Consider the following 22,842-nt stretch of genomic DNA (forward strand, 5'->3'; position numbering starts at 1 on the left):
ATGGTCAGGGTGGACTGGCGCCACCAGGCCGCGAACGGCTCCCCGGTCCGCGCGACGGCGCCGACCGCGCCGCGCAGTGACGTCGCCCAGAACCCGTCGCCGTAGGCCATCACCACCACCATGGGCAGGACCGTGAGCCACGGGACGGCCAGCCCGGCCTGCCCGGGCACCGGCTGAACCCGCTGGAGAGCCTGGGTGTCGACACTGACGCTGCTGGACATGACGATCTGCCTCATCTCTGCCCCGGAAGGTGTCTGTGCTGCTGGGTGTCTGGAGTGTGGATGTCTGGAGTGTGGATGTCTGGAGTGTGGATGCCTGGAGTGCCGTGGGGAGTGCGGCCCCTCTGGGGGCGATCCCGGCCGCGTGCCGCGCCGGCCAGGACGGGCCGACACGGCACATCGGGCGTCGGAGCTACGGGACGATCTCCCAGCCGAACATCATCGCGTGGTCCTCGTGAGCGAGGTTGTGGCAGTGCGCCACGTAGTGCCCGGTGAAGTCACGGAACCCTCGGTAGACGATCACCGACTCGCTGGGGTCGAGCGCCACGAGGTCCTCGCGCGAGCGGTCGTCCGGGTGCGACGGATCCCCGCCCGTCACGTTCCTGCCGTTGCGCATGACGGTGCGGTGCTCCTCCATGTGCAGGTGGAAGGGGTGCACCCATCCACCGCCGCCGTTGCGGATCTCCCAGAGGTTGAAGCTGTTCTTCTTCTGCTGGGCGAGCGGCGTCGCCCCGGCCGGGTTCTTCAGGCTCGTCCCGTTGGTGGTGGGGTCGAAGGGCCGCCCGTTGATGAGCCACTCGACCTCGCCTCCGCCGCTGCCGCGCTCGACCTCGAAGATGAGCCGGTTGTCGAGCAGGCTCTGCCAGTTGCTCGGCAGGGGCGGCAGGGGCCGCATGGCGGTGGGGATCCGGCTGTTGTCGGGTGCGCTGTCGCCGATGACGAACTTGAGGACCGGCACCTTGTAGTTGGGGTCGGGAGAGAACCGGGACGAGTTGGTCCACATGCGTCCGTTGGGCATCTTCAGGACGTCGGTGAGGTAGATGACGTCGCCCTTGGTGGTCGGCGTGCCGTCCTGGTACTTCGTGAAGTCGATGATGACCTCGCGCCGCTTGGCCGGCCAGAGCTCGAACGAGTCCCGCTTGATCGGCCAGGGGAGCAGGCCGCCGTCTGAGGCGATCTGCGTGAAGCGCATGCACTGCTGGCCGTCTGGGATGCGGTACTGCCCTTCGAGCTCGTCCCCCTGGTAGCCCAGCGACGCCGCCGACTGGGGACCCTTCGTCGAGCTCATGAGCTTGAACTCGTAGATGCGGGCGATGGACGCGTCGAGGAAGCGGAAGCGGTACTTGCGCCGCTTGACCTCCATGACCGGGTATGCCGTGCCGTTGACCGTGAAGATGTCCCCGACGAAGCCGTGGTTGGGGAAGTGCTTGAAGAAGGTCTTGCCCCACCACTCGGGGTGGGCCGCGGGGTTCTTCGCGGCCGGGAACTCCCCCAGCCCGTCGTGCATGTCCTTGTGCGTCGTGACGCCGTCGTCCAGCCGGCAGTCGTAGAACGCCAGCGGCACGTCGTAGTCGACGTCGAAGGACCCGTCCGCGTGGTTGGTGCGCACCCCCGGCAACCGGTAGCCCCGGGTCTCGTCGCCCATGTCGAGGCCGTTCTTCGGGTCGTAGATGGGGTAGAGCCCGACCATGCCCTTGTAGACGTTGGACCCGGTGTGGTCCATACGGTGGTCGTGGAACCAGAAGAAGCTCTGCTTCTCGCGGTCGTCACCGCCTGCGGGCCAGTTGAGGTAGAGGTTGTCGCAGAAGGTCCCCGGTCCGTACCCCAGGCTCTTGGGCCCGTAGTTCATGCAGTAGTGGGGGTTGCCGTCGCTCTCGGGTGCCGTGTGTCCGTTGTGCAGGTGCGTGAGGAAGGACCAGTCGGGCGCGCCGAAGTCCTGGCGGTCGAGTCCCAGCACGTTGTCGTGCAGGTGGTTCTCGAAGCGGACCAGCACCGGCTTGCCGTACTCCGCGTTGATCCGGGGCCCGGGGAAGGTGCCGTTGAAGCCGTAGATGGTGCTCGCCGGCAGCGTCCGGACCGTACCCGGCGCATAGGTCTGGCCGGACGCGTCGAAGGAGACCGCCGGCTTGCCGGCCGCGTCGATGGGCAGGACCTGCGAGCTGGTGAAGGAGTGGGCGGCCACCCGCAGGTCGATCTTGTAGACGATGGGGTCGGGGTAGCTGATGCTGCTGGGCCAGATCTGGTGGCGCTCGTTGCCCAGTGAGTTCTGCTGACCGTCTCCGGGGCCGGGCGGCTTGGACCAGAAGCTGTACTGAAGCTTGGGGACCGGGGCGAGTGCCCTGGGGATGGGAAGCGCGTCCGAGAACGGCGACAGGATGAGCGGGCTCGTCGGGAACGCCTCGACGTAGAACAGCAGGTCGCCGAGGCTCATCGACGTCGCGGCGAAGGCGCCGTCGGCCGAGAGCAGGCCCTTCTCCTCCAGATACGGCAGCCCTATCCCGCGGGCGCCGGTCAGCGCGGCACCGAGCCCGCCGACCGCCCCCACCCGCAACATCGTGCGCCGGGAGACCCCGCCGCCGCTTCCCGCCTTGTCGTCACGTGCGTACATGAGGAACCCCCTTGCTCGGTGGCCAGGCCCGGCCACCCGATCAGCGTCGCAGCGCGAGGTTGGGGTCTCCTTGGGACCAGCCCGCCCCCGAAACGCGGGCCGCCGCGCGACCGGCTACCAAATCGTGTCCTTCGCCGCCGTCGGGTTTCGCCCAATCCCATCCGGGCGAATCCCGGTGCGTGGCACGCTGAAGTCCGTGGTCTGCACTCGGCTGGGGAGGCCTTCCGGGTCGGGCTCACACCGGGCAGAAAGGCATGGACGCCACACACCCACCTGACAAGTGCAAAGGAATGGACATGGACTCGGATGTCGCCGACCGAACCCGTCCCCCGGCACCATGGTCGCTCCGTCTGCTCGACGGCTGGCGGCTGGATCACCTTGGAGCAGCCGCTCTCGTCTCCCAGAGGGAGCAGCGGGTGCTCAGCCTGCTCGCGATGCGGGGAGAGCGCACGCGCTCCTACGTCGCCGGCGCTCTCTGGCCCGAGAGCTCCGAGGCTCGGGCACAAGGGAACCTCCGCGCCTCGGTCTGGCATCTCCAGCACCTCACCGACGGAGTCGTCGAGGTCAACGGAACGATGCGGCTGTCAGCCAGTGTCGAGGTGGACCTGCATGCCCTCCGAGCCGTGATCCGAGACCTCGCCGCGCCCACCACGGCCGTCGACGTCGGGCACGCCCTCGGGCTGTTGTGCTACGACGACCTCCTGCCCGGCTGGAGCGACGAGTGGGTGGAGGAGGAGCGTGCCCTGCTGCACCCGCCCCGGATGCGCAGTCTCGAGGATCTGACCGAGCGCCTGCTCGATCGCCACGACCTCGCCGGCGCCCTCGACGCAGCGATGCGGGCGGTGCGGATCGACCCGCTCCGGGAGCGCGCGCAGCGCGCCCTCATCCGGGTGCACCTCGAGGACGGCAACAACGTTGAGGCGATGCGCGTCTACCACGCCTTCCGCCACACCCTCTACCGCGAGCTCGGGGTGACGGTGTCCGATCAGCTCCTCGACCTCGTCCGCCCGCTTCAGGCGTGCTCTGCGACGAATCCCCTGATGGGACAGAGCCGCTGAGCCCGCGGTGGCTCAACCGGTCACCGAAGATCACTGCGACAGTGAGGAACCCGTGGCGGGCGCGGGAGGCGTCGTTGGCTCCGGCGCGGTCATGGGTCGTGCGAAACGCAGGTAGAGCGACGGCACCACGAAGAGGTTGAGCAGGGTCGCCGAGATCAGGCCACCGAGGATCACGATCGCCATCGGGTGCTCGATCTCCTGGCCGGGGACGGAGCCGGCCGCGATGAGCGGGATGAGCGCGAGGCCCGTCGTCAGCACCGTCATGAGGATCGGCACCAGCCGCTCCCTGGCGCCCTGGACGACGAGGCCCGGGCCGAAGGGCACCCCCTCGAAGCGTTCGAGGTGCTGGTAGTGGCTGATGAGCATGATGCCGTTGCGAGCCACGATGCCGAGCACGGTGAAGAAGCCGACCAAGGAGCCCAGCGAGATGACTCGCCCGGTGAGCATGGCGGCGACGACGCCACCGACGAGGGCGATCGGCAAGGTCAGGAACGACAGCGTCGCGAGGCGCCAGCTGCCGAACGAGGCCTGCAGGAGCAGGAAGATGCCCAGCGCGGCGGCACCGGCGAAGATGTTGAGCCGGGTTGTCGCGGCTTGCCGCTCGGTGAACTCCCCCAGCATCTCGGAGTAGGTCTCCGACGGCCAGCGCACCTCCTGCGCGAGCCGGGTCTCGAGGTCCGCCACGACGGAGCCGAGGTCCCGGCTGCCGTCGATGTTCGCCCCGACGTCGATGCTCCTCGAGAGGTCGTCGTGGTGGATGACGTTGGGCACCGGGACGACTTCGACGTCGGCGACCTCGCGCAGCCTGACCCGCCCACCGCGGGGTGTGTCGATGAGCAGGTTCTGCACGTCGGTGAGGTTGCGCCGCGTCTGCGGGGTGCTCCACACCTGGACGTCGTGGGCCTTCCCGCCGGCGAAGATGTCTCCCGCCTCCTCTCCGGCGAGCAGCTGCGACGCGGCGCGCCGCACGTCGCCGGGCTTCAACCCGTGCCCCTCGGCCGCGGCCAGGTTGACGGTCACCCGCACCTGCGGGATGTCCTCCTGGGTCTCGACATGGTTCTCGATGACCCCCGGGATGCCGCCGAGCACCTCGTTGACCTCAGCCGCCTGCTCGCGCAGGACCTTGAGGTCCGGCCCGTAGATGCGGATGGTGATGGCCTCGCTCGAGCCGGTCAGCACCTCACGGATGCGCTCCTTGAGGTAGGTGAGGACGTCGCGGCGCAGACCCGGGTAGCCGTCCACCACCTCGCGGATGCGGTCCAGCGTCGTGTCGTAGTCGACGCTCGGGTCGACGCTGATCCAGTTCTCGCCGAAGTCGATTCCCACCACCTCGTCCATGAGCAGGGCCTGGCCGATGTGCGAGCCGGCGTTGCGCACACCGGGGATGGTCAGCAGCTCCTCGTTGGCCTTGCGGGAGATCCGGTACATCTCCGGCTGCCCGGTGCCGGGCTTCGACACCCAGTGCATGAGGAAGTCGCGCTCCTTGAAGGAGGGCAGGAGCGAGGAGCCGAGGAAGGGCAGGGCGAACACACCCGCGGCAGTGACGACGGCCACGACGGCATACACCTTGCGCGGGCGCCGGACGATGCGAGCCAGCACCGCCTGGTACCCGCGCTGCAGGGGAGGGACGACGGGCGACCGGCGCTGCATGAGCGAGGTGGGTTTGCGGAAGAGGATGAGGCTCATCGCCGGGGTGACCGTGAGGGCGACGAGCATCGAGGCACCGAGGGCGAGGGCGTACGCGGTCGCGAGCGGCCGGAAGAACGACCCCGACAGCCCCTCCAGCATGAAGATCGGGGCGATGGCGACGATCTCGATGAGGGTGGCGTAGACGATCGCGCTGCGCACCTCGAGCGACGCCTCCAGGATGACCTTCGCCGTCCGTGCCCCGGTGCCCGCCGCCCGGTGCTGCCGAAGGCGCCTCACGACGTTCTCGACGCCGATGATGGCGTCGTCGACGATGTCCCCGAGGGCGATCACCATCCCGGCGAGGATCATCGTGTTGATGGTGGTGCCGGTGGCATGGAGCACCAGCCCCGCGGCGACGAGGGACAGGGGGATCGCGACGACGCTGATGACGGCGGTGCGCCAGTCGTAGAGGAACAGGCACAGCATGAGGACCATGAGCAGGGCGCCGAGCCACATGGCCGAGGAGAGGTTGCTGATCGACTCCTCGATGAAGGTCGCCGGCCGGAAGATCGAGGGGTCGACCTGCATGCCCTTGAGGCCCGGGGTGAGCTCCGCGAGCGCCTGGTCCACGCCCCGGGTGACGTCGAGCGTGTTGGCCCAGGGCAGCTTCTCGACGATGAGCATGAGGCCGGGCCCGTCGTTGACGACGGCGTCGCCCACGAGGGGCTGGTGGTCCCGTTTGAGGTCCGCCACCTGGTCGAGCGTGATCGTCTTGCCGCTCCGCGTCGTGACGGGCAGCTTCGCGAGGTCCGGCGCCTCGGTGAACGGCAGGACGTACTGCACCCCGACGCGGTTGCGGGGCCCGTCGATGAAGCCTCCGCGCCCGATGTAGTTGCCCTCGCTGTACTGGATGAGGCCGGAGTCGAGAGCGTCGGCGGTGACGGTGAGGACCTCCTCCTGGGTCACGTCGTGCTTGGTGAGCCGCTCCGGGTCGACCTGGACCTGGAGCATCTCCAGCCGCTCCCCCCAGATGGGCACGTTCGCCACCCCGGGCACCTTGAGCAGCCGCGTGCGGATCGTCCAGTAGGCCGCCATGGACATGTCGATGAGGTCGACGGTCGAGTCGACGGAGCTCAGCCCGATCTTCAGCACGCGTGAGGTCGCCGACAGGGGCTGGATCATGAAGGGCGGGCTGGCCCACGTCGGCAGGCCGGGCGTGACGAGGGCGATGCGTTCGGCCACGTGCTGCCGGGCGGTGAGCAGATCGGTGCCCGGCGTGAAGATCATCTCGATGGAGCTCAGCTGCTCGACCGACTTCGAGCGGATCGTGTCGAGTCCCGGGACGCCGTTGAGCGTCATCTCGAGCGGGACCGTGACGAGTGACTCCACCTCGGAGGCGGACAGGCCGAGGGCGGGCGTCTGCACCTCGACCTTGGGCGGTGCGAACTCGGGGAAGACGTCGACCTGGGTGGCGCGCAGCTGCTGCACGCCGAAGACCATGAGGGCGGCCGACGCCGCCACGACGAGGAACCGGAACCTCAGGCTCGACCCGACCATCCAACGAAGCATCGCCCGCCCCTTCCTCCGTCGGCTCTCAGTCGTCCATGCCGGTCTCGGCGCCCCAGAGCTCTGGCACGCCGACGGTGACGATCTCGGTCCCGGCCTTCGGACCCTTGGAGGCGAAGGTCGTCAGCCCCTCCTCGGCGGCCACGCCGATGGCCTGGCGGACGTAGGACCGGGGCTCCGGGCGCGTGTAGACCCAGCGCGTGCCCTTGGTGTCCAGGAACACGGCGGCGAGGGGGATCTGCAGCAGCTGGCCCCTCGTCGACACCTTGACCGTCTCGATACCGAGCCGGCGCTCGGCATCGGCCGTGAGCCGGATCCTCGCGACCTCGGCGCCGTCGGAGTTGCGCACCTTGGCGATCGACATGGGGCTGATGCTCGGGTGCTCCTCCTGGGCCGCCGTGGCGCACGCGGAGAGGCCGAGGGCGGCCACGGCCACCGAGGTGGCGGCGCGGCGAGGCCTCATGGCCGCTGCTCCCGCCGTGCGCTCTCGACCTCGAAGTCGAGCAGGGCGAGCTCGTCGAACTCGTCGGCCGAGGTGTCCCGGTCCGCGACGTAGCCGAAGCGCAGGTATGCCGCCGGCAGGACGACGAGGAGCACGACGGCCGTGCTGACGAGTCCGCCGAGGACGGCGACGGCCATGGGGCCGACGACCTCCAGCCCGGCGGAGCGACCCGAGAGGGCCAGCGGCGTGAACAGGGCCGCGGCGGCCACCAGCGTGGCCAGGACCGGCGCGATGCGCTCCGAGGTGCCTCTCGTCACGAGCGCGGCGCCGAAGGGCTCGCCGTCGCGCTCGAGCTGCTGGTAGCGCCGGACCAGCAGGACGAGGCCGCGGGCCGCGAGGAGCAGGACGCCCACGAGTCCGGCGAGGGAGCCGAGCGAGACGACCGCCCCGCTCAGCAGGATGGCAGCGGCCCCGCCGGCGAGGGCCAGGGCGAGCAGGAGGAATCCCACGGCCGCGAGCCTCCAGCTGACGAAGGCGGCCTGCAGCAGCAGGAAGATGCCGACGGCCACGGCGACCGCGATGACGATCACCCGCAACCGCTCGGCCTGCGCGTCCGCGACGTTGGCGAGGACCTCGGCGTGGTGCTCGAAGGGGAAGCTCACGCGGGCGATGGCCGCCTCCACGTCGCCCGTGACGTCGGCGAGCGGGCGCCCGGTCACGCCGGCCACGACGTCGAGATACGTGCTCGCGCCCTGGTGGCGGATGACGGTGGGCCGAGGGACCGTCTGCACGGTGGCGACGTCCCCGAGGCGGACCTGGTCGCCGCCGTTCGGGGCGTCGATGAGGATCCTGCTCACGTCACCGGGGGTCTGCCGGATGCCCGGGGCGCCCCACACGACGACGTCGAAGACCTTCTGGGCGTCGAACAGGTTGCCGACCATGAGCCCGGAGAGGAGCGTGGCCGAGGTGCGGCGCACGTCGCCGGGCTTGATGCCCACCTTCTGCGCCCGGGCGACGTCCGCGGTGACCTCGATGGTGGGCTCGTCGGCCGTCGTCTCGACCCTGGCGCCCTGCACGCCGCCGATGCCCGAGATGGCGCCACGGATCTCCTCGGCCTTGGCCTGCAGGACCTCGGGGTCCTCGCCGTAGACCCGCACGGCCAGCCCGTCGCCGGACTCCCCGAGGATCTCGGTGACCCGCTGCGCCGAGTACGTGCGCACGTTGGTCTTGACGGCGGGCAGCGAGCCGGCGACGGCCTTGATGGCCGCGACGGTCGCGTCGTAGTCGGCGGCCTCGTCGAGGTTGACCCACACCTCCGCCGAGTTGACGTTGACGACCTGGTCGGACGTCACGGCGCGGCCGACGTGGGCCCCGACCTGGTCAACACCGGCGACCGCGCCCAGCGCGGTGACCGCCTGGGCGGTGACCTCGTCCATGCGGGTCAGCGACGTGCCGGGGGGTGCGGTCAGCTCGACCTGCAGGTCACGCTCGAGCAGCTGTGGGCGGTGGTTCTGGTCGAGGAACGGGATCGCCACCAGCCCCACGACGGCCAGGATCCCGACGGCGAGCACGGCCGCGACACGCCGGCCGACCAGGGTCTCGGAGGCCCCGCTGTAGGCCCGGCGCACCCACCGCACCAGTGGTCCGTCGTTGCGGTCTGACCCGGCGCCGGCGAGGAGCAGCATGCTGAGGGCGGAGACCACGATCAGGGCCACGACGATCGACGCGACGACGGCGAGCAGGTAGGCGAGCGCGACGGACGGCAGGAACGCCCCGGCCTCGGCCGGCAGGAAGAAGGCCGGGATGGTCGCCGCGGCCACGATGAGGGTCGCGTAGAGGACCGGCGCACGCATGTCGAGGGCGGCGTCGGTGAGCGCGCGCCAGACCGGGACCCCGTGGCCGGTGGCATGGTGCTCGCGCAGCCGTCGTGCGATGTGGTCGACGCTGATGATCGCGTCGTCGACGATCGCGAGCAGCCCGAGCACGAGGCCGGCCAGGACCATGCCGTTGACGGTCGTGCCGGTGCGGGAGAGCACCAGCCACGCCGTGGCCGCCGAGACGAGCACCGCCACCGTGGCGACCAGGGCGGTGCGCCACGACCAGAGGAAGAGCGCGATGACGAGCAGGGCGAGCAGCCCTCCGACGGCGAGAGCGCGGCCCAGGTTGGCCATCGAGCTCTCCACGAAGGCGGCCGGGCGGTGGATGGAGGTGTCGATCTTGATGCCGGTGAGGCCGGGAGCCATCGTCGCGAGCGCCGACTCGATGCCCTTGGCCACGGCCGGCATGTTGACCCCCGGGAACTTCTCGACCACGAGGAGGATGCAGTCGCCGTCGCTGCACAGGGCGTCACCGATGAGCGGCTGGTGCCCCTCGACGACCTGGCTCACGTCGCCGAGGGTCAGCGGCCGGCCGCCCGGCTGCGGAGCAGGTGCCCCCTCCGCCTCGATCGGCACCTTGGCGAGGGCCTCCGGCGTCTTGATCGCCTGCTCGTGGAAGACGTGGTAGCGCTGGTTCGGCGTGTCGATGAACCCCCCGGTGCCCGGGGACGAGGCCTCGAGGAAGCCGAGGTTGGAGACCTCGAGCGCGTTGCCCGTCGTGCGGATGACGTCCTTGAGCGCGACGCCCTTGGCATGGAGGTGGGCCGGGTCCACGAGGACCTGCAGCTGTCGGTCGCGAAAGCCCCAGATCGCGACGTTGGCGACCCCGTCGACACCCATGAGGCGGGGGACGATCTGCCACCGGGCGAGCACGGACATCTCGATCGGGCTCAGCGAGTCGGAGGACAGCTTGACCATGCCCACCCGGGCGGTGGACGACAGCGGCTGGATCATCTGCGGCAGCTTGGCCACCTGGGGCAGGCCGGCGACGCCGACGGCCTGGGTCAGCCGCTCGGCCACCACCTGGCGCGCGTCGAGCACGTCCGTGCCAGGCTCGAAGGTCATGACGACGGAGGACAGGCCCGGCATCGACACGGACTCGATCTTGTCCAGGAAGGCGATCCCGATGAGCAGGTCCTGCTCGAGTGGGACGGTGATGAACTGCTCGACCTCCTCCGCCGACAGGCCGAGCGCCTCCGTCTGCACCTCCACCGTGGGCCGGCTGAACTCCGGGAGCAGGTCCGTGCGGGCGCTGCCCAGCTGCGACACGCCGAGGATGACGACCCCTGCTGCCAGGACGATGACCAGACGGCGGAACTTGATGCTCGAGCCGATGATCCACCGCATCATCTCGATCGACCTCCCCTAGCGCCGGCCCTCGCCGGGCGTGTGGGAGGAGGCAACCACGGGCGCGGTTATCGCCCCATGACCGGTGCGTTACCCGCGCGCGACGAGGGCCCGGCGAGGGGAGCCTGGCGGACGCCGCGGCGGCATACGGACTGGGCGCCCGAAGGCTCGGATCAGAAGCCCAGGCGCTGCAGCTGCTTGGGGTCGCGCTGCCAGTCCTTGGCCACCTTGACGTGCAGGTCGAGGTGGACCCGCTGGCCGAGCAGCGCCTCGATGCTGCGCCGGGCGTTGGTGCCGACCTCCCGCAGCCGGCTGCCGCCTCGGCCGATGACGATGGCCTTCTGGCTGGGGCGCTCGACGAAGACGTTGACCCGCACGTCGAGCAGCGGGTTGTCGGCCGGCCGGTCCTCACGCGGCAGCATCTCCTCGACAACGACGGCGAGGCTGTGCGGCAGCTCGTCGCGGACGCCCTCGAGGGCCGCCTCGCGGACGAGCTCGGCGATCATGACGGACTCCGGCTCGTCGGTCAGCACCCCGTCGGGGTAGAGCTGGGGCGAGAGGGGCAGCTGCGCCGCGAGCAGGTCGCGGACCCGCTCGACCTGCTCACCGGACGTCGCCGAGCACGGCACGATCGCCTCCCAGTCGCCGAGCCGGTCGATGGCCACGAGGTGCTCGGCGAGCCGGTCCCGGTCGACGAGGTCGATCTTCGTCGCGATGGCGACGACCGGGCGCCGGCGCACGGTGCGCAGCTCGAGGAGCTCGGCCGCGATGAAGGCGTCCCCCGGGCCGATCCGCTGGTCGGCGGGCAGGCAGAAGCCGACGACGTCGACCTCGAGCAGCGTCTGGCGCACGAGGTCGTTGAGCCGCTCGCCGAGCAGGGTGCGCGGCTTGTGCAGGCCGGGGGTGTCGACGAGGACGAGCTGCGCGGTCTCGGTGGTCGCCACGCCGCGGATGGTGTGCCGCGTCGTCTGCGGCTTCGACGACGTGATGGCGACCTTGCGTCCGACGAGGGCGTTGGTGAGCGTCGACTTGCCCGCGTTGGGCCGCCCCACGAGAGAGGCGAACCCGGCTCGGTATGCCGGCGAGCGGGGCCCCATCCCGCCCGGGGCCCGGCCCGGTTCTGCAGTGCGGTCAGTGCTCATGGACGCCCTCTCGCTCGTGCTCGAGCTCGGCCCGCTCCTCGGGCGCGATGCGGTGCACCAGGACCGAGGCCACGCGGTGCCGACGCCCCGCCATCCGCTCCGCCGTCAGGGACAGGCCGGCCACTGAGGCCTGTGACCCGGCGATGGGGACGCGGCCGATCGCCTTGGTCAGCAGCCCGCCGACCGTGTCGACGTCCTCCTCGTCGATGCTCACGTCGAACAGCTCCGCGAGGTCGTCGATGTCCATGGAGGCCGGCACGCGCAGCGTCCCGCCGCCGAGGTCCTCGACCCCGGGGGCCTCGCGGTCGTGCTCGTCGGCGATCTCGCCGACGATCTCCTCGAGGATGTCCTCGATGGTGACGAGGCCGGCGGTGCCGCCGTACTCGTCGACGACGATGGCGAAGTGGTTCTGGTCGCGCTGCATCTCGCGGAGCAGGTCGTCCACCGGCTTGCTCTCCGGCACGAAGTGCATGGGCCGCATGACCTCGGTGGCCGGGTGCCGGGCGTCCTCAGGCGCGGCGGTGAGGCGCCGCGCGACGTCCTTGAAGTAGAGCAGCCCGAGGACGTCGTCGGAGTCCTCGCCCACGACGGGGATCCGGGAGAAGCCCGAGCGGAGGAAGAGCGACATGGCGCTGCGCAGCGACTTGTCGGCGTCGATCGTGACCATGTCCGTGCGCGGCACCATGACCGCGCGAGCCACCGTGTCCCCGAGCTCGAAGACGGAGTGGATCATGTCCCGCTCGTCCTCCTCGATGACGGCCGACTCCCCCGCGATGTCGAGCAGGTCGCGCAGCTCGGCCTCCGTCTGGAAGGGCCCGTCGGCATACCCCTTGCCCGGGGTGACGGCGTTGCCGAGCGCGACGAGGACCTTCGCCACCGGGCCGAGCACCGTGCGCAGCCCGACCGCGAACGGGGCGCTCCACAGCGCCACGGCGTCGTAGTTCTGGCGCCCGAGGGTGCGTGGCGACACGCCGACGACGACGAAGGAGACGACCGCCATGATGGCGATGCTGATCCACAGCGCCGCGCTGAGCGACGGCGCCAGCCCGGCGACGGCGAGCGTCACGAGCACCGCGGTGGCGGCCTCCGCGGCGACGCGCAGGAACGCGATGACGGCGAGGTATGCCGACGGGTCGGCGACGACGGTCAGCAGCGACCTCGACCCCGACCGTCCCTCGTCGAAGAGCTCCTGGGCCCGGACCCGGGACATGCGAAAGAGCGCGGCCTCGGCGGCGGCCAGCAGGAACGCGACGACGACGCTGACGACCGCCGGGATGACGAGTGCGGGAAGCATGCGAGCCTCAGCCGGCCGGGCGGTTGCGGGTGGCGAGGAAGGTGAGCAGCAGCTGGCGCTGCAGCTCGAACATCTCCCGTTCCTCGTCCGGCTCGGCGTGGTCGTAGCCGAGCAGGTGCAGGATGCCGTGCGTCGTGAGGAGCAGCAGCTCCTCGATGGGCGCGTGCCCGGCCTCCGCCGCCTGCCGGGCGGCGACCGACGGGCACAGGACGACGTCACCCAGCGCGCCCTCCTCCGGGTCGACCCCCTCGGTGCCCGGCCGCAGCTCGTCCATGGGGAAGGACATGACGTCGGTCGGCCCCGGCAGGTCCATCCACTGGACGTGCAGGACCTCCATGGCCGGCTCGTCGACGAGCGTGATGCACAGGTCGGCCTCCGGGTGCACCCGCATCTGCTCGAGGACGTAGCGGGCGCAGCCGAGCAGCTCCAGCTCGTCGACGTCGTGCTCGCTCTCGTTGAGCACGTCGATGCTCATCGGGGCAGGTCCGGTCGGGGCGCGGACTTGACCGCCTTGATGGCCTTGCCGCGCCGCGCGGAGCGGGCGTCCTCACGGTCGTAGGCGTCGACGATGGCGCTGACGAGGTGGTGCCGGACCACGTCGAGGCTGGTCAGCTCGGCGAAGTGGACGTCCTCGATGCCCTCGAGGATGCTGCGGACGACGCGCAGTCCCGAGCGGGTCCCGCCCGGAAGGTCCACCTGGGTGATGTCGCCGGTGACGACCATCTTGGAGCCGAAGCCGAGGCGGGTGAGGAACATCTTCATCTGCTCGCTCGAGGTGTTCTGCGCCTCGTCGAGGATGATGAACGCGTCGTTGAGGGTCCGGCCGCGCATGTACGCCAGGGGCGCGACCTCGATGGTGCCCGAGGCCATCAGCCGGGGGATCGTCTCCGGGGCGACCATGTCGTGCAGCGCGTCGTAGAGCGGCCGCAGGTAGGGGTCGATCTTGTCGTTGAGGCTGCCGGGCAGGAAGCCCAGCCGCTCGCCCGCCTCGACGGCCGGGCGGGTGAGGATGATCCGGTTGACCTGCTTGGCCTGCAGCGCCGCGACCGCCTTGGCCATGGCGAGGTAGGTCTTGCCCGTGCCGGCCGGACCGATGCCGAAGACGACGGTGTGCTGGTCGATCGCGTCGACGTAACGCTTCTGGTTGAGCGTCTTGGGGCGGATCGTGCGGCCCCGGTTGCTCACGATGTTCATCGTCAGCACGTCGGCGGGGCGCTCGGCCGTCTGCGATCGCAGCATCGAGATCGAGCGCTCGACGGCATCCCGGTTGAGGGGCTGCCCGGCCGCGACGATGGTGAGCAGCTCGTCGATGAGGCTGTCGATGATCTCGAGCTCCTCGGCGGGCCCGGTGAAGGTCATCGCGTTGCCCCGCACGTGGGTGTCCACCTTGGGGAACTGGCGCTCCATCGTGCGCAGCAGCTCGTCGCGGGGGCCGAGGAGCGTCACCATCTCGATCGGCGGCGGCAGCTCGCGGGTGAGGACGGGCTCACTCTGGGCGGCGGGGGTCATCGAGTCGGCATCGTTCATGTTGCCCCCAGTCTACGAGGCTCAGCGTTCGGGCAGCCGCTTGCCGCCGAGCACGTGCAGGTGCGCGTGGAAGATGGTCTGGCCGGCGCCGCTGCCGGTGTTGGCCACGATCCGGTGGTCCGTGGCGATGCCCTCCTGCCGCGCGACCTCGGCGATGAGGGCGAAGGCGTCGGCGAGGTCCTCAGTGGAGCTGCTCGCGAGCGCCCCGACGTCGGGCTCGTGCCGCTTGGGCACGACGAGGACGTGGACGGGGGCTGCCGGGTTGATGTCGCGGATCGCGATGGAGCGCTCGCTCTCGGCCACGCGGGCGGCGGGCACCTCGCCCGCCACGATCCTGCAGAAGAGGCAGTCGGTTGTCATGCGGCAACCATAGGCAGGGCGTCCGCGGGCCGACGACGCGGCGGCCGCGTCAACCGGAGGCGGCCGAGGCGCGTCAACCCACCGTGAGAACGTTGGGCATGACCTCCCCCGAGCGCCGGGTGGGCGACGAGGTGCCGGGCCCGGCATACGGGCCCACGACGCCGCGCGCCGGCCTGCCGCACGAGGCGGACGAGGCGGTGACCGAGCTGTATGCCGCGCACTGGCACCGGCTCGTGCGGCTCGCCTGGCTGCTGCTGCGTGACCAGGCGGCGGCGGAGGACGCGGTCCAGGACGCCTTCGTGGCCACGCACCGCAACTGGGCCTCGATCCGCGACTCGGGCCGGGTCGTCGGCTACCTGCAGACCGCGGTCGTCAACCGGTGCCGCTCGGTGCAGCGCCACCATGTCGTCGTGGAGCGGGAGGCGGCCCGCGAGGCCGGGAGCCCGGACACGCTAGGCCGCGGCACCGCGAGCAGCGCCGAGGCCGTGGTCCTCGCCGGCGCCGAGCGCCGCTCGATGATGGCGGCCCTCGACGCCCTGTCGGGCCGGCAGCGCGAGGTGCTCGTGCTGCGCTACTACCTCGACCTGTCCGAGGCCCAGATCGCCTCGGCCCTCGACATCTCGGCCGGCTCGGTCAAGGCGCACGCCTCCCGTGGCCTCTCCGCACTCCGACGGACCCTGGAGCAGTCATGACACCTCGGCACAGCCCGCACGACGGACGGGACCGGCCCGGGGCCGACCGCGACGACGCGGCCTCGCCTCGTGAGGGACTCGGCACCGGCACGGACGGCGACATTCCCCTCATCGGCGAGGCCCTGGGACCCCTGGAGCGGCGGCTCCGCGCCGGGCTCACGGCCGAGGCCGACACCATCACGCCACACCACCGCCTGGATGCGATCCTCGCCGCCGCGCACGCCAGCGAGGGCGCCGGTCGCGCCAGCGCCGCCCGGCGATGGCTGGCGCCCGCGGCCGCCGCGGCGGCCGTGGCCGCCATCGCCGTCGGCATCTGGGCCACGAACCGGCCGCCGGAGGGCTCGCTCGTCCCGACCGCACCCACCCGCTCGACGAGCCAGCCGCCCACGCCGACGCCGACGGGCTCGACGAGCGTGCCGACGGCCACGGCGACGACGTCCGCGCCCACCGCGACGGGGAGCGCCTCCCCGTCGGCGCCGCCGCCTCCCACGCCGGGCGTCGTCCAGCTGCCGGTCTACTTCACCGGCCCGCTGACGGCCGGCAGCGCCAGGCACGGCCTCTTCCGCGAGTTCACCACCGCGACGACCGCGCCCGCGGACAAGGCCCTCGCCGCGGTGCAGCGGGCCATGCAGGTGCCGCCCGGCGCCTCCTACCGCGACCTGTGGCGCGGCCGGCAGGCCCTCGCCGTGACCGCCTCCGCCACGGCGATCACCGTGCACCTGAGCGGACCGGCCGACACGGCCACCGCCGCCGAGGGCCGCTTCGCCGTCCAGCAGCTCGTGTGGACCGCCACGGCAGCCGTCGGGCGGGGCAACCTGCCGGTCACGTTCGTCGTGGACGGCTCGACGCTGGTGGCGACCGGCCAGCCCTCGTCGCGCGCCTACATTCGGCCGACGAGCGAGATCGACGTCGCCACGCTCCTCGCCCCGCTGTGGGTCGACTCCCCGGCTCGGGGTCAGCGGCTGACCGCTGGGACGGCGGTCAAGGTCAGCGGTCAGGCGAGCACCTTCGAGGCCAACGTCCAGTGGGAGGTGCTGCGCGGCACCACCTCGGTGGCGACGGGGTCCACGACCGCCTCGGCGGGGGCTCCAGCGCGCGGAGGGTTCTCCTTCAGCGCGCCCGCGCTGCCGGCCGGCGCCTACGTGGTGCGGGTGTTCGAGGTCAGCATGGCGAACGGGTCGCTCTTCGCCGAGCAGCGCATTCCCATCACCGTCGGGTGACGCAGCGGCATACGGCCGGACCGGGGGGCCTGCGTGGCCGCATGCCGCCGGCGGGGTCACCTGGCCGTGATCGTGGCCCCCGGCGGGCGAGGACGGCGCCGGTGATCCAGTGCAGCAGGTCGACGATGAGCGTGTAGAGACCACCCCGACGAACGCGGCACCGCGGACCCTGTGTGGAAACAAGCACCCGTCCGCGGGGGAGCAAGCTTCCACACAGCTCTCCTCGGGCGCCGCGTTCGCGCTGCCCGACAACGGTCGACAGGGCCCCGGTGCTGCTCCGACGGGCCCCTCACGACCCGGCCGCGCTCACCGCCAGCGCCCGGCGCCGCTCAGCACGGCGAGCGCCGCCGGCCCCGCCGACGACGCACGCAGGATCGTCCGCCCGAGCCGCACCGGGCGAGCGCCCGCCGCCACGAGCGCGTCGAGCTCGCGGCCCGAGATCCCGCCCTCCGGTCCGACGACGACCAGCACGTCCCCAGCTGCCGGCAGCGCCACCGTGGCGAGCGGCTCGGTGGCCTCCTCGTGCAGGACGAGTGCCAGCGCCGACTCTCTGACCCGGTCTGCCAACGAGCCCGCGGTGACCGGCGGCGAGACGACCGGCATACGGGACCGGCGGGACTGCTTGCAGGCCCGCGTGACCACGGCCACCCACTTGGCGAGCGCTCGCTCGACACGGTCGGGCCGCCAGACGACGACGCTGCGCTCGGCCTGCCACGGCACGATCTCGTCGACGCCGAGCTCCGTGGCAGCCTCCACGGCCTGCTCGTCGCGGTCGCCCTTGGCGAGCGCCTGGACGAGGACGAGGCGCACCGCGGGCGCCGGCTCGTCCTCCACCTCCAGGACCCGGCCCCGCACGGCGGACCGGTCCACCGTCTCCGCCTCGGCCAGCACTCGGCGGCCGGCCCCGTCGGCGACGAAGAACCGCTCGCCGGGGCGCAGGCGCACGACGGTGGCGGCGTGCCGACCCTCCTCGCCGTCGAGGAGCAGCACGTCACCGCGGGCAGCCGCCCGCACCGTCTCGGGGTCTCCGAGGAAGAGCTGGTGGGTCACGCGCGGCTCATGGACGGGTCACTTCTGCTTGAAGGCGTCCCGCACCTTGCCGAACAGACCCTTGTTGGGGGTGAGCCGGCCCTCGGGACGCTCCTCCCCGCGCAGGGCCGCGAACTCGCGCAGCAGGTCCTCCTGCTCCTCGGTCAGGCGGGTCGGCGTCTGCACCGCGGCATGCACGATGAGGTCGCCCCGACCGCCGTGGCGCAGATGCGTCACGCCGAGCCCGCGCAGGGTCGTCACGTCGCCGGACTGCGTGCCGGGGCGGATGTCGAGGTCCTCCATGCCGTCGAAGGTGCTGAGCTTGACCGTCGTGCCGAGCGCGGCCGCCGCCATGGGCAGCTCGACGGTGCAGTGGAGGTCGTCGCCACGCCGGGTGAAGGTCTCGTGGGCGGCGACGCGGATCTCGACGTAGAGGTCGCCCGCGGGGCCGTTGCCGGGCCCGACCTCCCCCTCGCCGGCGAGCTGGATGCGGGTCCCGGTGTCGACTCCGGCGGGCACCTTGAGCTTGATCGTGCGCCGCGTGCGCACGCGGCCGTCGCCGGCGCAGTCGTGGCACGGGTCGGAGAGCACCGAGCCGTAGCCCTGGCACGCGACGCAGGGTCGGGAGGTCATCACCTGGCCGAGGAAGCTGCGCTGCACCTGCTGGATCTCGCCGACGCCGTGGCAGATGGCGCAGGTCTGGCGGCCTGTGCCGGGCTGGGCGCCGTCGCCACCGCACGTCGAGCACCCGACCGCGGTGTCGAGGGTGAGCTCCTCCTCCGAGCCGAAGACCGCCTTGCTGAGGTCGATGTCGAGCCGGACCAGCGCGTCCTGCCCGCGCTGGACGCGTGAGCGGGGACCGCGCGTCCCGGCCGCCGAGCCGGCGCCGAAGAAGGCGTCCATGACGTCGCTGAAGGAGAAGCCGGCACCGGCGCCGAAGCCGGCGCCGCCGCCGGACGCGAAGGGGTCGGAGCCGCGGTCGAAGGACCGGCGCTTGTCGGGGTCGGACAGCACCTCGTAGGCCTGCGACACTCGCTTGAACTCCTCCTCGGCCTCGACGCCGGGGTTGACGTCGGGGTGGAGCTTGCGGGCGAGGCGCCGGTAGGCCTTCTTGATCTCCTCCTGGCTCGCGTTGTGCGCGACGCCGAGGACGGCGTAGTAGTCGTTCAAGCGGGTCTTCCTGTCAGCTCGTGCGTGGTTCAGCGGTGGTCCAGCGGTGGTGGCGCTCGTGCGGTCGATCAGCTGCTGCGGTTGTCGTCGAGGATCTCGGTGACGTAGCGGGCGACGGCACGCACCGACGCCATCGTCGTCGGGTAGTCCATGCGGGTCGGGCCGAGCACGCCGAGGCTGGCCAGGCGCTCGCTGCGGGAGCCGTAGCCGATCGAGACCACCGAGGTGGACTGCAGGCCGGTCACCGGGTTCTCGTGCCCGATCCGCACGTTGACGAGGTCGGGTTCCTCTCCGAGCTGGCCCAGCAGCTTGAGCAGCACGACGTGCTCCTCGAGCGCCTCGAGGATCGGGCCGATGGTCCGGGAGAAGTCGGCGCCCGCCCGCGCGAGGTTGGCCTGGCCGGCGAGCACGACGCGCTCCTCGCGCTGCTCGACGAGGGCGTCCTCGAGGGCGGTGACGACGGCCTCCATGGCGGGTCGGTCGGCGGGCTCGAGCTCGTCGGTGAGCTGGCGCAGCCGGGTGGCGGCGGCCATGAACGGCACGTCGCCCGCGACGGCGTTGATCCGGCTGCGGAAGAGCGCCACGAGTGCCTCGCCCTCGCTCGACGCGAGGTCCCGCCCGGTGTCGACGACGCGCTGCTCGACCCGGCCGGTGTTGACGATGAGCACGATCATCAGCTGGGTGCGCCCGAGCGGGACGAGCTCGATGTGGCGGACGGTGGAGCGGGTCAGGGAGGGATACTGCACGACGGCGACCTGGCGGGTCAGGGACGCGAGGAGGCGCACCGTGCGGTCGACGATGTCGTCGAGGTCGACGGCCCCCTGCAGGAACTGGCTGATGGCCCGCCGCTCGCCCGCGCCGAGCGGCTTGATCGAGCTCAGCCGGTCGACGAAGACCCGATAGCCGGCGTCCGTCGGCACGCGTCCGGCCGACGTGTGCGGCGCGTGGATGAGGCCCTCCTCCTCCAGGATGGCCATGTCGTTGCGCACGGTCGCGGCGGAGACCCCGAGCTGGTGCCGGTCGACGATCGCCTTGGACCCGACGGGCTCCGACGTCTGGACGTAGTCCTGGACGATGGCGCGAAGCACCATCAGCCTCCGGTCCTCGCTCATGGCACCTCCGTCCCGGGTCGCTGCTTGGCACTCGTTGGAATCGAGTGCCAAGTCTACGTCGTCGCACGGTCAACGCCGATCTGCGCGCCCGTATGCCGCCCTGCCCCCTGCCCCTGCCGGCGTGGCGCTCCGCTGGGCGCGCCATGCGGCCGCCTACCGTGGGTGTCCGTGTCTCCCACCGACCGATACCGCGACGACGTCCTCTCCGGCGACTGGCGCGTCCCGCCACGCGGCCGATCCGTCGAGGTGCCTGCCGAGCGGGGCCTCGTCGTCGAGGAGGCGGAGACCGGCTGGTGCGGCGCGGTGCTGCGTGTCGAGAAGGCCGGAGGCATGCACGTGGTGCACCTCGAGGACCGCCGCGCCCGCACGAGGGCCTTTCCCCTCGGTCCGGGCTTCCTCATCGACGGCAAGCCGGTCGTCCTGACGCCTCCCAAGGCGTCGGCCCTGGCCGCGGTCGCGGCGGCTCGATCGGCAGGGTCCCGCACCGCGAGCGGCTCGGTCGCGGTCCACGGCGCCAAGGCCCGGGTGGCGAGTGGGTCGCGGATCTATGTCGAGGGCCGCCACGACGCCGAGCTCGTCGAGAAGGTCTGGGGCGACGACCTGCGCGTCGAGGGGGTCGTCGTCGAGCTCATGGAGGGCGTGGACGACCTCGCCGGCGTCATCGCCGACTTCTCCCCCGGCCCCGGCCGGCGGATGGGCGTCCTCGTCGACCACCTCGTGCCCGGCACGAAGGAGGCGCGGGTCGTCGAGCAGGCCCGGTCGCTCCCGGGGGTCGCGCAGCACGTGCGGATCCTCGGCCATCCCTACGTCGACGTCTGGCAGTCCGTGCGGCCCGAGCGCCTCGGGTGGAGCAGCTGGCCCGTCATCCCCCGCGGACGGCCGTGGAAGCACGGCATCTGCTCCGAGCTCGGCTGGCCCCACGAGACGCAGGCCGACATCGCCAGCGCGTGGAAGCGCATCCTCGGCACCGTCCGCACCTATGCCGACCTCGAGCCCGCCCTGCTGGCGAGCGTCGAGGAGCTCATCGACTTCGTCACCGAGCCCGGGGGCTGAGCGCCGGGAGCCGGGGCCTCACTTCTTGAGGTAGCCCTGGACGTCGACGACGAGATAGCTCCCGGCCGTCGTGTGGAGCGTGATCGAGCCGTCGGCCCCGACCGGCACGATGGCCGCGTTGACCCCGGTGCGCCCTGGGGCCACCCAGAGGGTCGGCGTCGAGGGGCGCGCCGTGCCGCCGGCGTATGCCGTCACGGCGGCCGTCGCAGCCGGCGAGATCGGCGTCACCGTGACCGACACGGCTCGCACTCCCGCGGTCGGCACCCCGCCGCGGCCGAGGACCGGGACGGTGACGGTGCCGCCCGCCGCGAGCGGGCCGGTCGGCGCACCGAGCCCGCTCCGGTTGTCGAGCAGGCGCGCGGGTGTGACCGCCACGTGGTCGCCCCCGGTCCTGAACCAGCCCACGACGTCGACCATGAGATCGGTCTGCGCCGTCGACTGGATCGTCACCTTGCCGCCCGTGCCGAGCCGTGACACGACCATCCCGGTCTTCGCCGTGGCCGAGTCGTAGAAGACGTGGGCGGTGACGGGCCGGGCGGTGCCGGTCGGGTATGCCGTGAGCCAGCCGGCCGCGCTCGGGGCGAGCGCCGTGAGGTCCAGGGCGACGGCGGACGCGCCCGTGCCCGGCACGATACCCGCGCCGGCGACGGGCAGGTCGAGGCTGCCGCCCGCGGGGATGCGCACCCTCGTGGTGCCGAGGCCGGTGCTCGTGTCGAGGACTCGCGTCGGGGTGACGGGGACCAGGTGGCCGGTCGTCGGATACCACCCGACCACCTCCGCCAGGAGGTGGGCGGACGCGGAGGTGTAGAGCCGGACGCGGCCGTCGGTCCCCACCCGCGCGGGCACGAGCTCGCTCAGCGTCGCACCGGAGGGGTACGACAGGCTGCGCGAGGCCGGCCGGGTCGCCCCGGACGGGTAGCTGCTGAGGTAGCCGGCGGTGGCCGGGGCCGTCACCGTGAGGTTGAGCAGGACGGTGCCGACGCCCGCCGTCGGGATGCCGGACCGGCCGGTGACCTGCAGCGCGACGGAGGTGCCGGCCGCGACCTTGGCCGCGGGCGCCCCGAGCCCCGTGCGGGTGTCGAGGAGCCTGGTCGGCGTCACGGGACGGTAGACGTCGGGGTCGGCGACCGTCAGGCTCTGGTCGCGCAGGTGGATGAAGCCGTTGGGCCATCGTCCACCGGTCCGCGTCACCTTGCGCCAGCGGAAGTCACCGCCCCAGTTGTCCTCCGAGATGACGATCTCGTCGGCGGACACCACCCTCTCGACGTAGGCGACGTGCCCGGTCGAGGAGAAGGACGTGTCCCACCAGGCCACGGAGCCCACCGCCGGGTCGTCGTTGGTCTGGCTCGGGAAGGAGGGACCCCAGTTGAAGGCGTTGCCCGTGAGGCTCGCCGGCCTCGTGTTGGGCATGCCGTTGCGCACGAGGCGGTAGGCCACGTAGTTGGTGCAGTTGTGCCCGGCCCACTGGCTCCAGTAGCTCGTGGCGCTGTTGTCCTTGTAGCCCGCATTGGGATAGCCCGACGCCGCGCAGGCGTCGTAGCCCGTGCAGAGGACGACCCACTCCGTGGCGCGCGCCGCGCCCGCGGTCGGGAGCAACCCTGCGGTGAAGAGCGCCAGGGCGACCAGGACGGTGCGGATCGCGGAGGAGCGGGGGGACGCGGAGCAGGGGGCAGCCATGCGGAGGCACTCCAAGACGTGGGGGGGGAATGCCCACAAT

At 71.8% G+C, this 22,842-nt stretch carries 18 protein-coding genes; 4 read left to right on the forward strand and 14 right to left on the reverse strand.

The genetic code is table 11. The features are described 5' to 3' along the window. Together VFJ94_RS02090 and VFJ94_RS02095 are read right to left on the reverse strand one after the other, a co-directional pair. On the reverse strand, window positions 1-221 hold a 221-nt coding region (locus tag VFJ94_RS02090), incomplete at its 3' end, for a hypothetical protein (protein WP_325002516.1). Between the two features lie 190 nt (window positions 222-411). Continuing rightward, a complete protein-coding gene (locus tag VFJ94_RS02095; protein WP_325002517.1) occupies window positions 412-2,607 on the reverse strand; it encodes a multicopper oxidase family protein in 2,196 nt (731 codons plus the stop codon). A 296-nt stretch (window positions 2,608-2,903) separates the two neighbouring features. On the opposite strand from VFJ94_RS02095, the gene VFJ94_RS02100 reads away from it, so the two are divergent. Then, a complete protein-coding gene (locus VFJ94_RS02100; protein ID WP_325002518.1) occupies window positions 2,904-3,665 on the forward strand; it encodes an AfsR/SARP family transcriptional regulator in 762 nt (253 codons plus the stop codon). A 30-nt stretch (window positions 3,666-3,695) separates the two neighbouring features. On the opposite strand, the gene VFJ94_RS02105 is transcribed toward VFJ94_RS02100, so the two are convergent. The 8 genes from VFJ94_RS02105 to VFJ94_RS02140 form a co-directional block, all read right to left on the reverse strand. Continuing rightward, window positions 3,696-6,851 carry an efflux RND transporter permease subunit gene (locus VFJ94_RS02105; RefSeq protein WP_325002519.1) on the reverse strand — a complete coding sequence of 1,052 codons (3,156 nt, stop codon included), beginning with the start codon at window positions 6,849-6,851 and terminating at the stop codon, window positions 3,696-3,698. 37 nt (window positions 6,852-6,888) lie between these two features. Next, a complete protein-coding gene (locus tag VFJ94_RS02110; protein ID WP_325002520.1) occupies window positions 6,889-7,323 on the reverse strand; it encodes a hypothetical protein in 435 nt (144 codons plus the stop codon). Then, the gene (locus VFJ94_RS02115; protein WP_325002521.1) at window positions 7,320-10,529 is read right to left on the reverse strand and encodes an efflux RND transporter permease subunit; all 3,210 of its coding nucleotides are present in this window, start codon (window positions 10,527-10,529) and stop codon (window positions 7,320-7,322) included. The genes VFJ94_RS02110 and VFJ94_RS02115 overlap by 4 nt, the downstream gene beginning before the upstream one ends. A 170-nt stretch (window positions 10,530-10,699) precedes the next feature. Further along, the gene (era, locus tag VFJ94_RS02120) at window positions 10,700-11,623 is read right to left on the reverse strand and encodes a GTPase Era (protein ID WP_325002544.1); all 924 of its coding nucleotides are present in this window, start codon (window positions 11,621-11,623) and stop codon (window positions 10,700-10,702) included. A 34-nt stretch (window positions 11,624-11,657) separates the two neighbouring features. Next, on the reverse strand, window positions 11,658-12,962 hold the full coding sequence (locus VFJ94_RS02125) for a hemolysin family protein (RefSeq protein WP_325002522.1): 1,305 nt from the start codon (window positions 12,960-12,962) through the stop codon (window positions 11,658-11,660). Between the two features lie 7 nt (window positions 12,963-12,969). Continuing rightward, window positions 12,970-13,437: an rRNA maturation RNase YbeY gene (ybeY, locus tag VFJ94_RS02130; RefSeq protein ID WP_325002523.1), complete on the reverse strand. Its 468-nt coding sequence runs from the start codon at window positions 13,435-13,437 to the stop codon at window positions 12,970-12,972. Then, window positions 13,434-14,489 carry a PhoH family protein gene (locus VFJ94_RS02135; RefSeq protein ID WP_325002524.1) on the reverse strand — a complete coding sequence of 352 codons (1,056 nt, stop codon included), beginning with the start codon at window positions 14,487-14,489 and terminating at the stop codon, window positions 13,434-13,436. Before VFJ94_RS02135 ends, ybeY begins: the two co-directional genes overlap by 4 nt. 21 nt (window positions 14,490-14,510) lie before the next feature. Then, window positions 14,511-14,849, reverse strand: coding sequence for a histidine triad nucleotide-binding protein (locus VFJ94_RS02140; protein WP_325002525.1), 339 nt, complete (start codon window positions 14,847-14,849; stop codon window positions 14,511-14,513). Between the two features lie 98 nt (window positions 14,850-14,947). On the opposite strand from VFJ94_RS02140, the gene VFJ94_RS02145 reads away from it, so the two are divergent. Together VFJ94_RS02145 and VFJ94_RS02150 are read left to right on the forward strand one after the other, a co-directional pair. After that, complete coding sequence (locus VFJ94_RS02145; RefSeq protein ID WP_325002526.1) at window positions 14,948-15,541, forward strand: SigE family RNA polymerase sigma factor; 594 nt, start codon at window positions 14,948-14,950, stop codon at window positions 15,539-15,541. Continuing rightward, a complete protein-coding gene (locus VFJ94_RS02150) occupies window positions 15,538-16,761 on the forward strand; it encodes a Gmad2 immunoglobulin-like domain-containing protein (protein ID WP_325002527.1) in 1,224 nt (407 codons plus the stop codon). Before VFJ94_RS02145 ends, VFJ94_RS02150 begins: the two co-directional genes overlap by 4 nt. A gap of 306 nt (window positions 16,762-17,067) precedes the next feature. Here the strand turns inward: VFJ94_RS02150 and VFJ94_RS02155 are convergent, their stop codons facing one another. From VFJ94_RS02155 to hrcA, 3 genes are all read right to left on the reverse strand, one after another. Continuing rightward, the gene (locus tag VFJ94_RS02155) at window positions 17,068-17,811 is read right to left on the reverse strand and encodes a 16S rRNA (uracil(1498)-N(3))-methyltransferase (protein ID WP_325002528.1); all 744 of its coding nucleotides are present in this window, start codon (window positions 17,809-17,811) and stop codon (window positions 17,068-17,070) included. Between the two features lie 18 nt (window positions 17,812-17,829). After that, window positions 17,830-18,960, reverse strand: coding sequence for a molecular chaperone DnaJ (dnaJ, locus tag VFJ94_RS02160; protein WP_325002529.1), 1,131 nt, complete (start codon window positions 18,958-18,960; stop codon window positions 17,830-17,832). A 68-nt stretch (window positions 18,961-19,028) separates the two neighbouring features. Then, entirely contained in the window at window positions 19,029-20,072 is a 1,044-nt protein-coding gene (gene hrcA, locus VFJ94_RS02165; protein WP_325002530.1) for a heat-inducible transcriptional repressor HrcA, read from the reverse strand. A gap of 162 nt (window positions 20,073-20,234) precedes the next feature. On the opposite strand from hrcA, the gene VFJ94_RS02170 reads away from it, so the two are divergent. Further along, complete coding sequence (locus VFJ94_RS02170) at window positions 20,235-21,125, forward strand: DUF3097 domain-containing protein (protein ID WP_325002531.1); 891 nt, start codon at window positions 20,235-20,237, stop codon at window positions 21,123-21,125. A gap of 18 nt (window positions 21,126-21,143) precedes the next feature. On the opposite strand, the gene VFJ94_RS02175 is transcribed toward VFJ94_RS02170, so the two are convergent. Beyond that, window positions 21,144-22,802 (reverse strand): CHAP domain-containing protein, encoded by a 1,659-nt coding sequence (locus VFJ94_RS02175; protein ID WP_325002532.1) that lies wholly within the window; start codon window positions 22,800-22,802, stop codon window positions 21,144-21,146. Window positions 22,803-22,842 lie beyond the last annotated feature (40 nt).

Origin of the sequence: Intrasporangium sp., from assembly GCF_035688975.1 — a bacterium.
Classification (GTDB): Bacteria; Actinomycetota; Actinomycetes; order Actinomycetales; family Dermatophilaceae; genus CALMNV01.

Coding starts and splice junctions, on each gene's coding strand:
- VFJ94_RS02095 (WP_325002517.1), bottom strand. CDS start 2,607: ATGTACGCACGTGACGACAAGGCGGGAAGCGGCGGCGGGGTCTCCCGG.
- VFJ94_RS02100 (WP_325002518.1), top strand. CDS start 2,904: ATGGACTCGGATGTCGCCGACCGAACCCGTCCCCCGGCACCATGGTCG.
- VFJ94_RS02105 (WP_325002519.1), bottom strand. CDS start 6,851: ATGGTCGGGTCGAGCCTGAGGTTCCGGTTCCTCGTCGTGGCGGCGTCG.
- VFJ94_RS02110 (WP_325002520.1), bottom strand. CDS start 7,323: ATGAGGCCTCGCCGCGCCGCCACCTCGGTGGCCGTGGCCGCCCTCGGC.
- VFJ94_RS02115 (WP_325002521.1), bottom strand. CDS start 10,529: ATGATGCGGTGGATCATCGGCTCGAGCATCAAGTTCCGCCGTCTGGTC.
- era (WP_325002544.1), bottom strand. CDS start 11,623: ATGGGGCCCCGCTCGCCGGCATACCGAGCCGGGTTCGCCTCTCTCGTG.
- VFJ94_RS02125 (WP_325002522.1), bottom strand. CDS start 12,962: ATGCTTCCCGCACTCGTCATCCCGGCGGTCGTCAGCGTCGTCGTCGCG.
- ybeY (WP_325002523.1), bottom strand. CDS start 13,437: ATGAGCATCGACGTGCTCAACGAGAGCGAGCACGACGTCGACGAGCTG.
- VFJ94_RS02135 (WP_325002524.1), bottom strand. CDS start 14,489: ATGAACGATGCCGACTCGATGACCCCCGCCGCCCAGAGTGAGCCCGTC.
- VFJ94_RS02140 (WP_325002525.1), bottom strand. CDS start 14,849: ATGACAACCGACTGCCTCTTCTGCAGGATCGTGGCGGGCGAGGTGCCC.
- VFJ94_RS02145 (WP_325002526.1), top strand. CDS start 14,948: ATGACCTCCCCCGAGCGCCGGGTGGGCGACGAGGTGCCGGGCCCGGCA.
- VFJ94_RS02150 (WP_325002527.1), top strand. CDS start 15,538: ATGACACCTCGGCACAGCCCGCACGACGGACGGGACCGGCCCGGGGCC.
- hrcA (WP_325002530.1), bottom strand. CDS start 20,072: ATGAGCGAGGACCGGAGGCTGATGGTGCTTCGCGCCATCGTCCAGGAC.
- VFJ94_RS02175 (WP_325002532.1), bottom strand. CDS start 22,802: ATGGCTGCCCCCTGCTCCGCGTCCCCCCGCTCCTCCGCGATCCGCACC.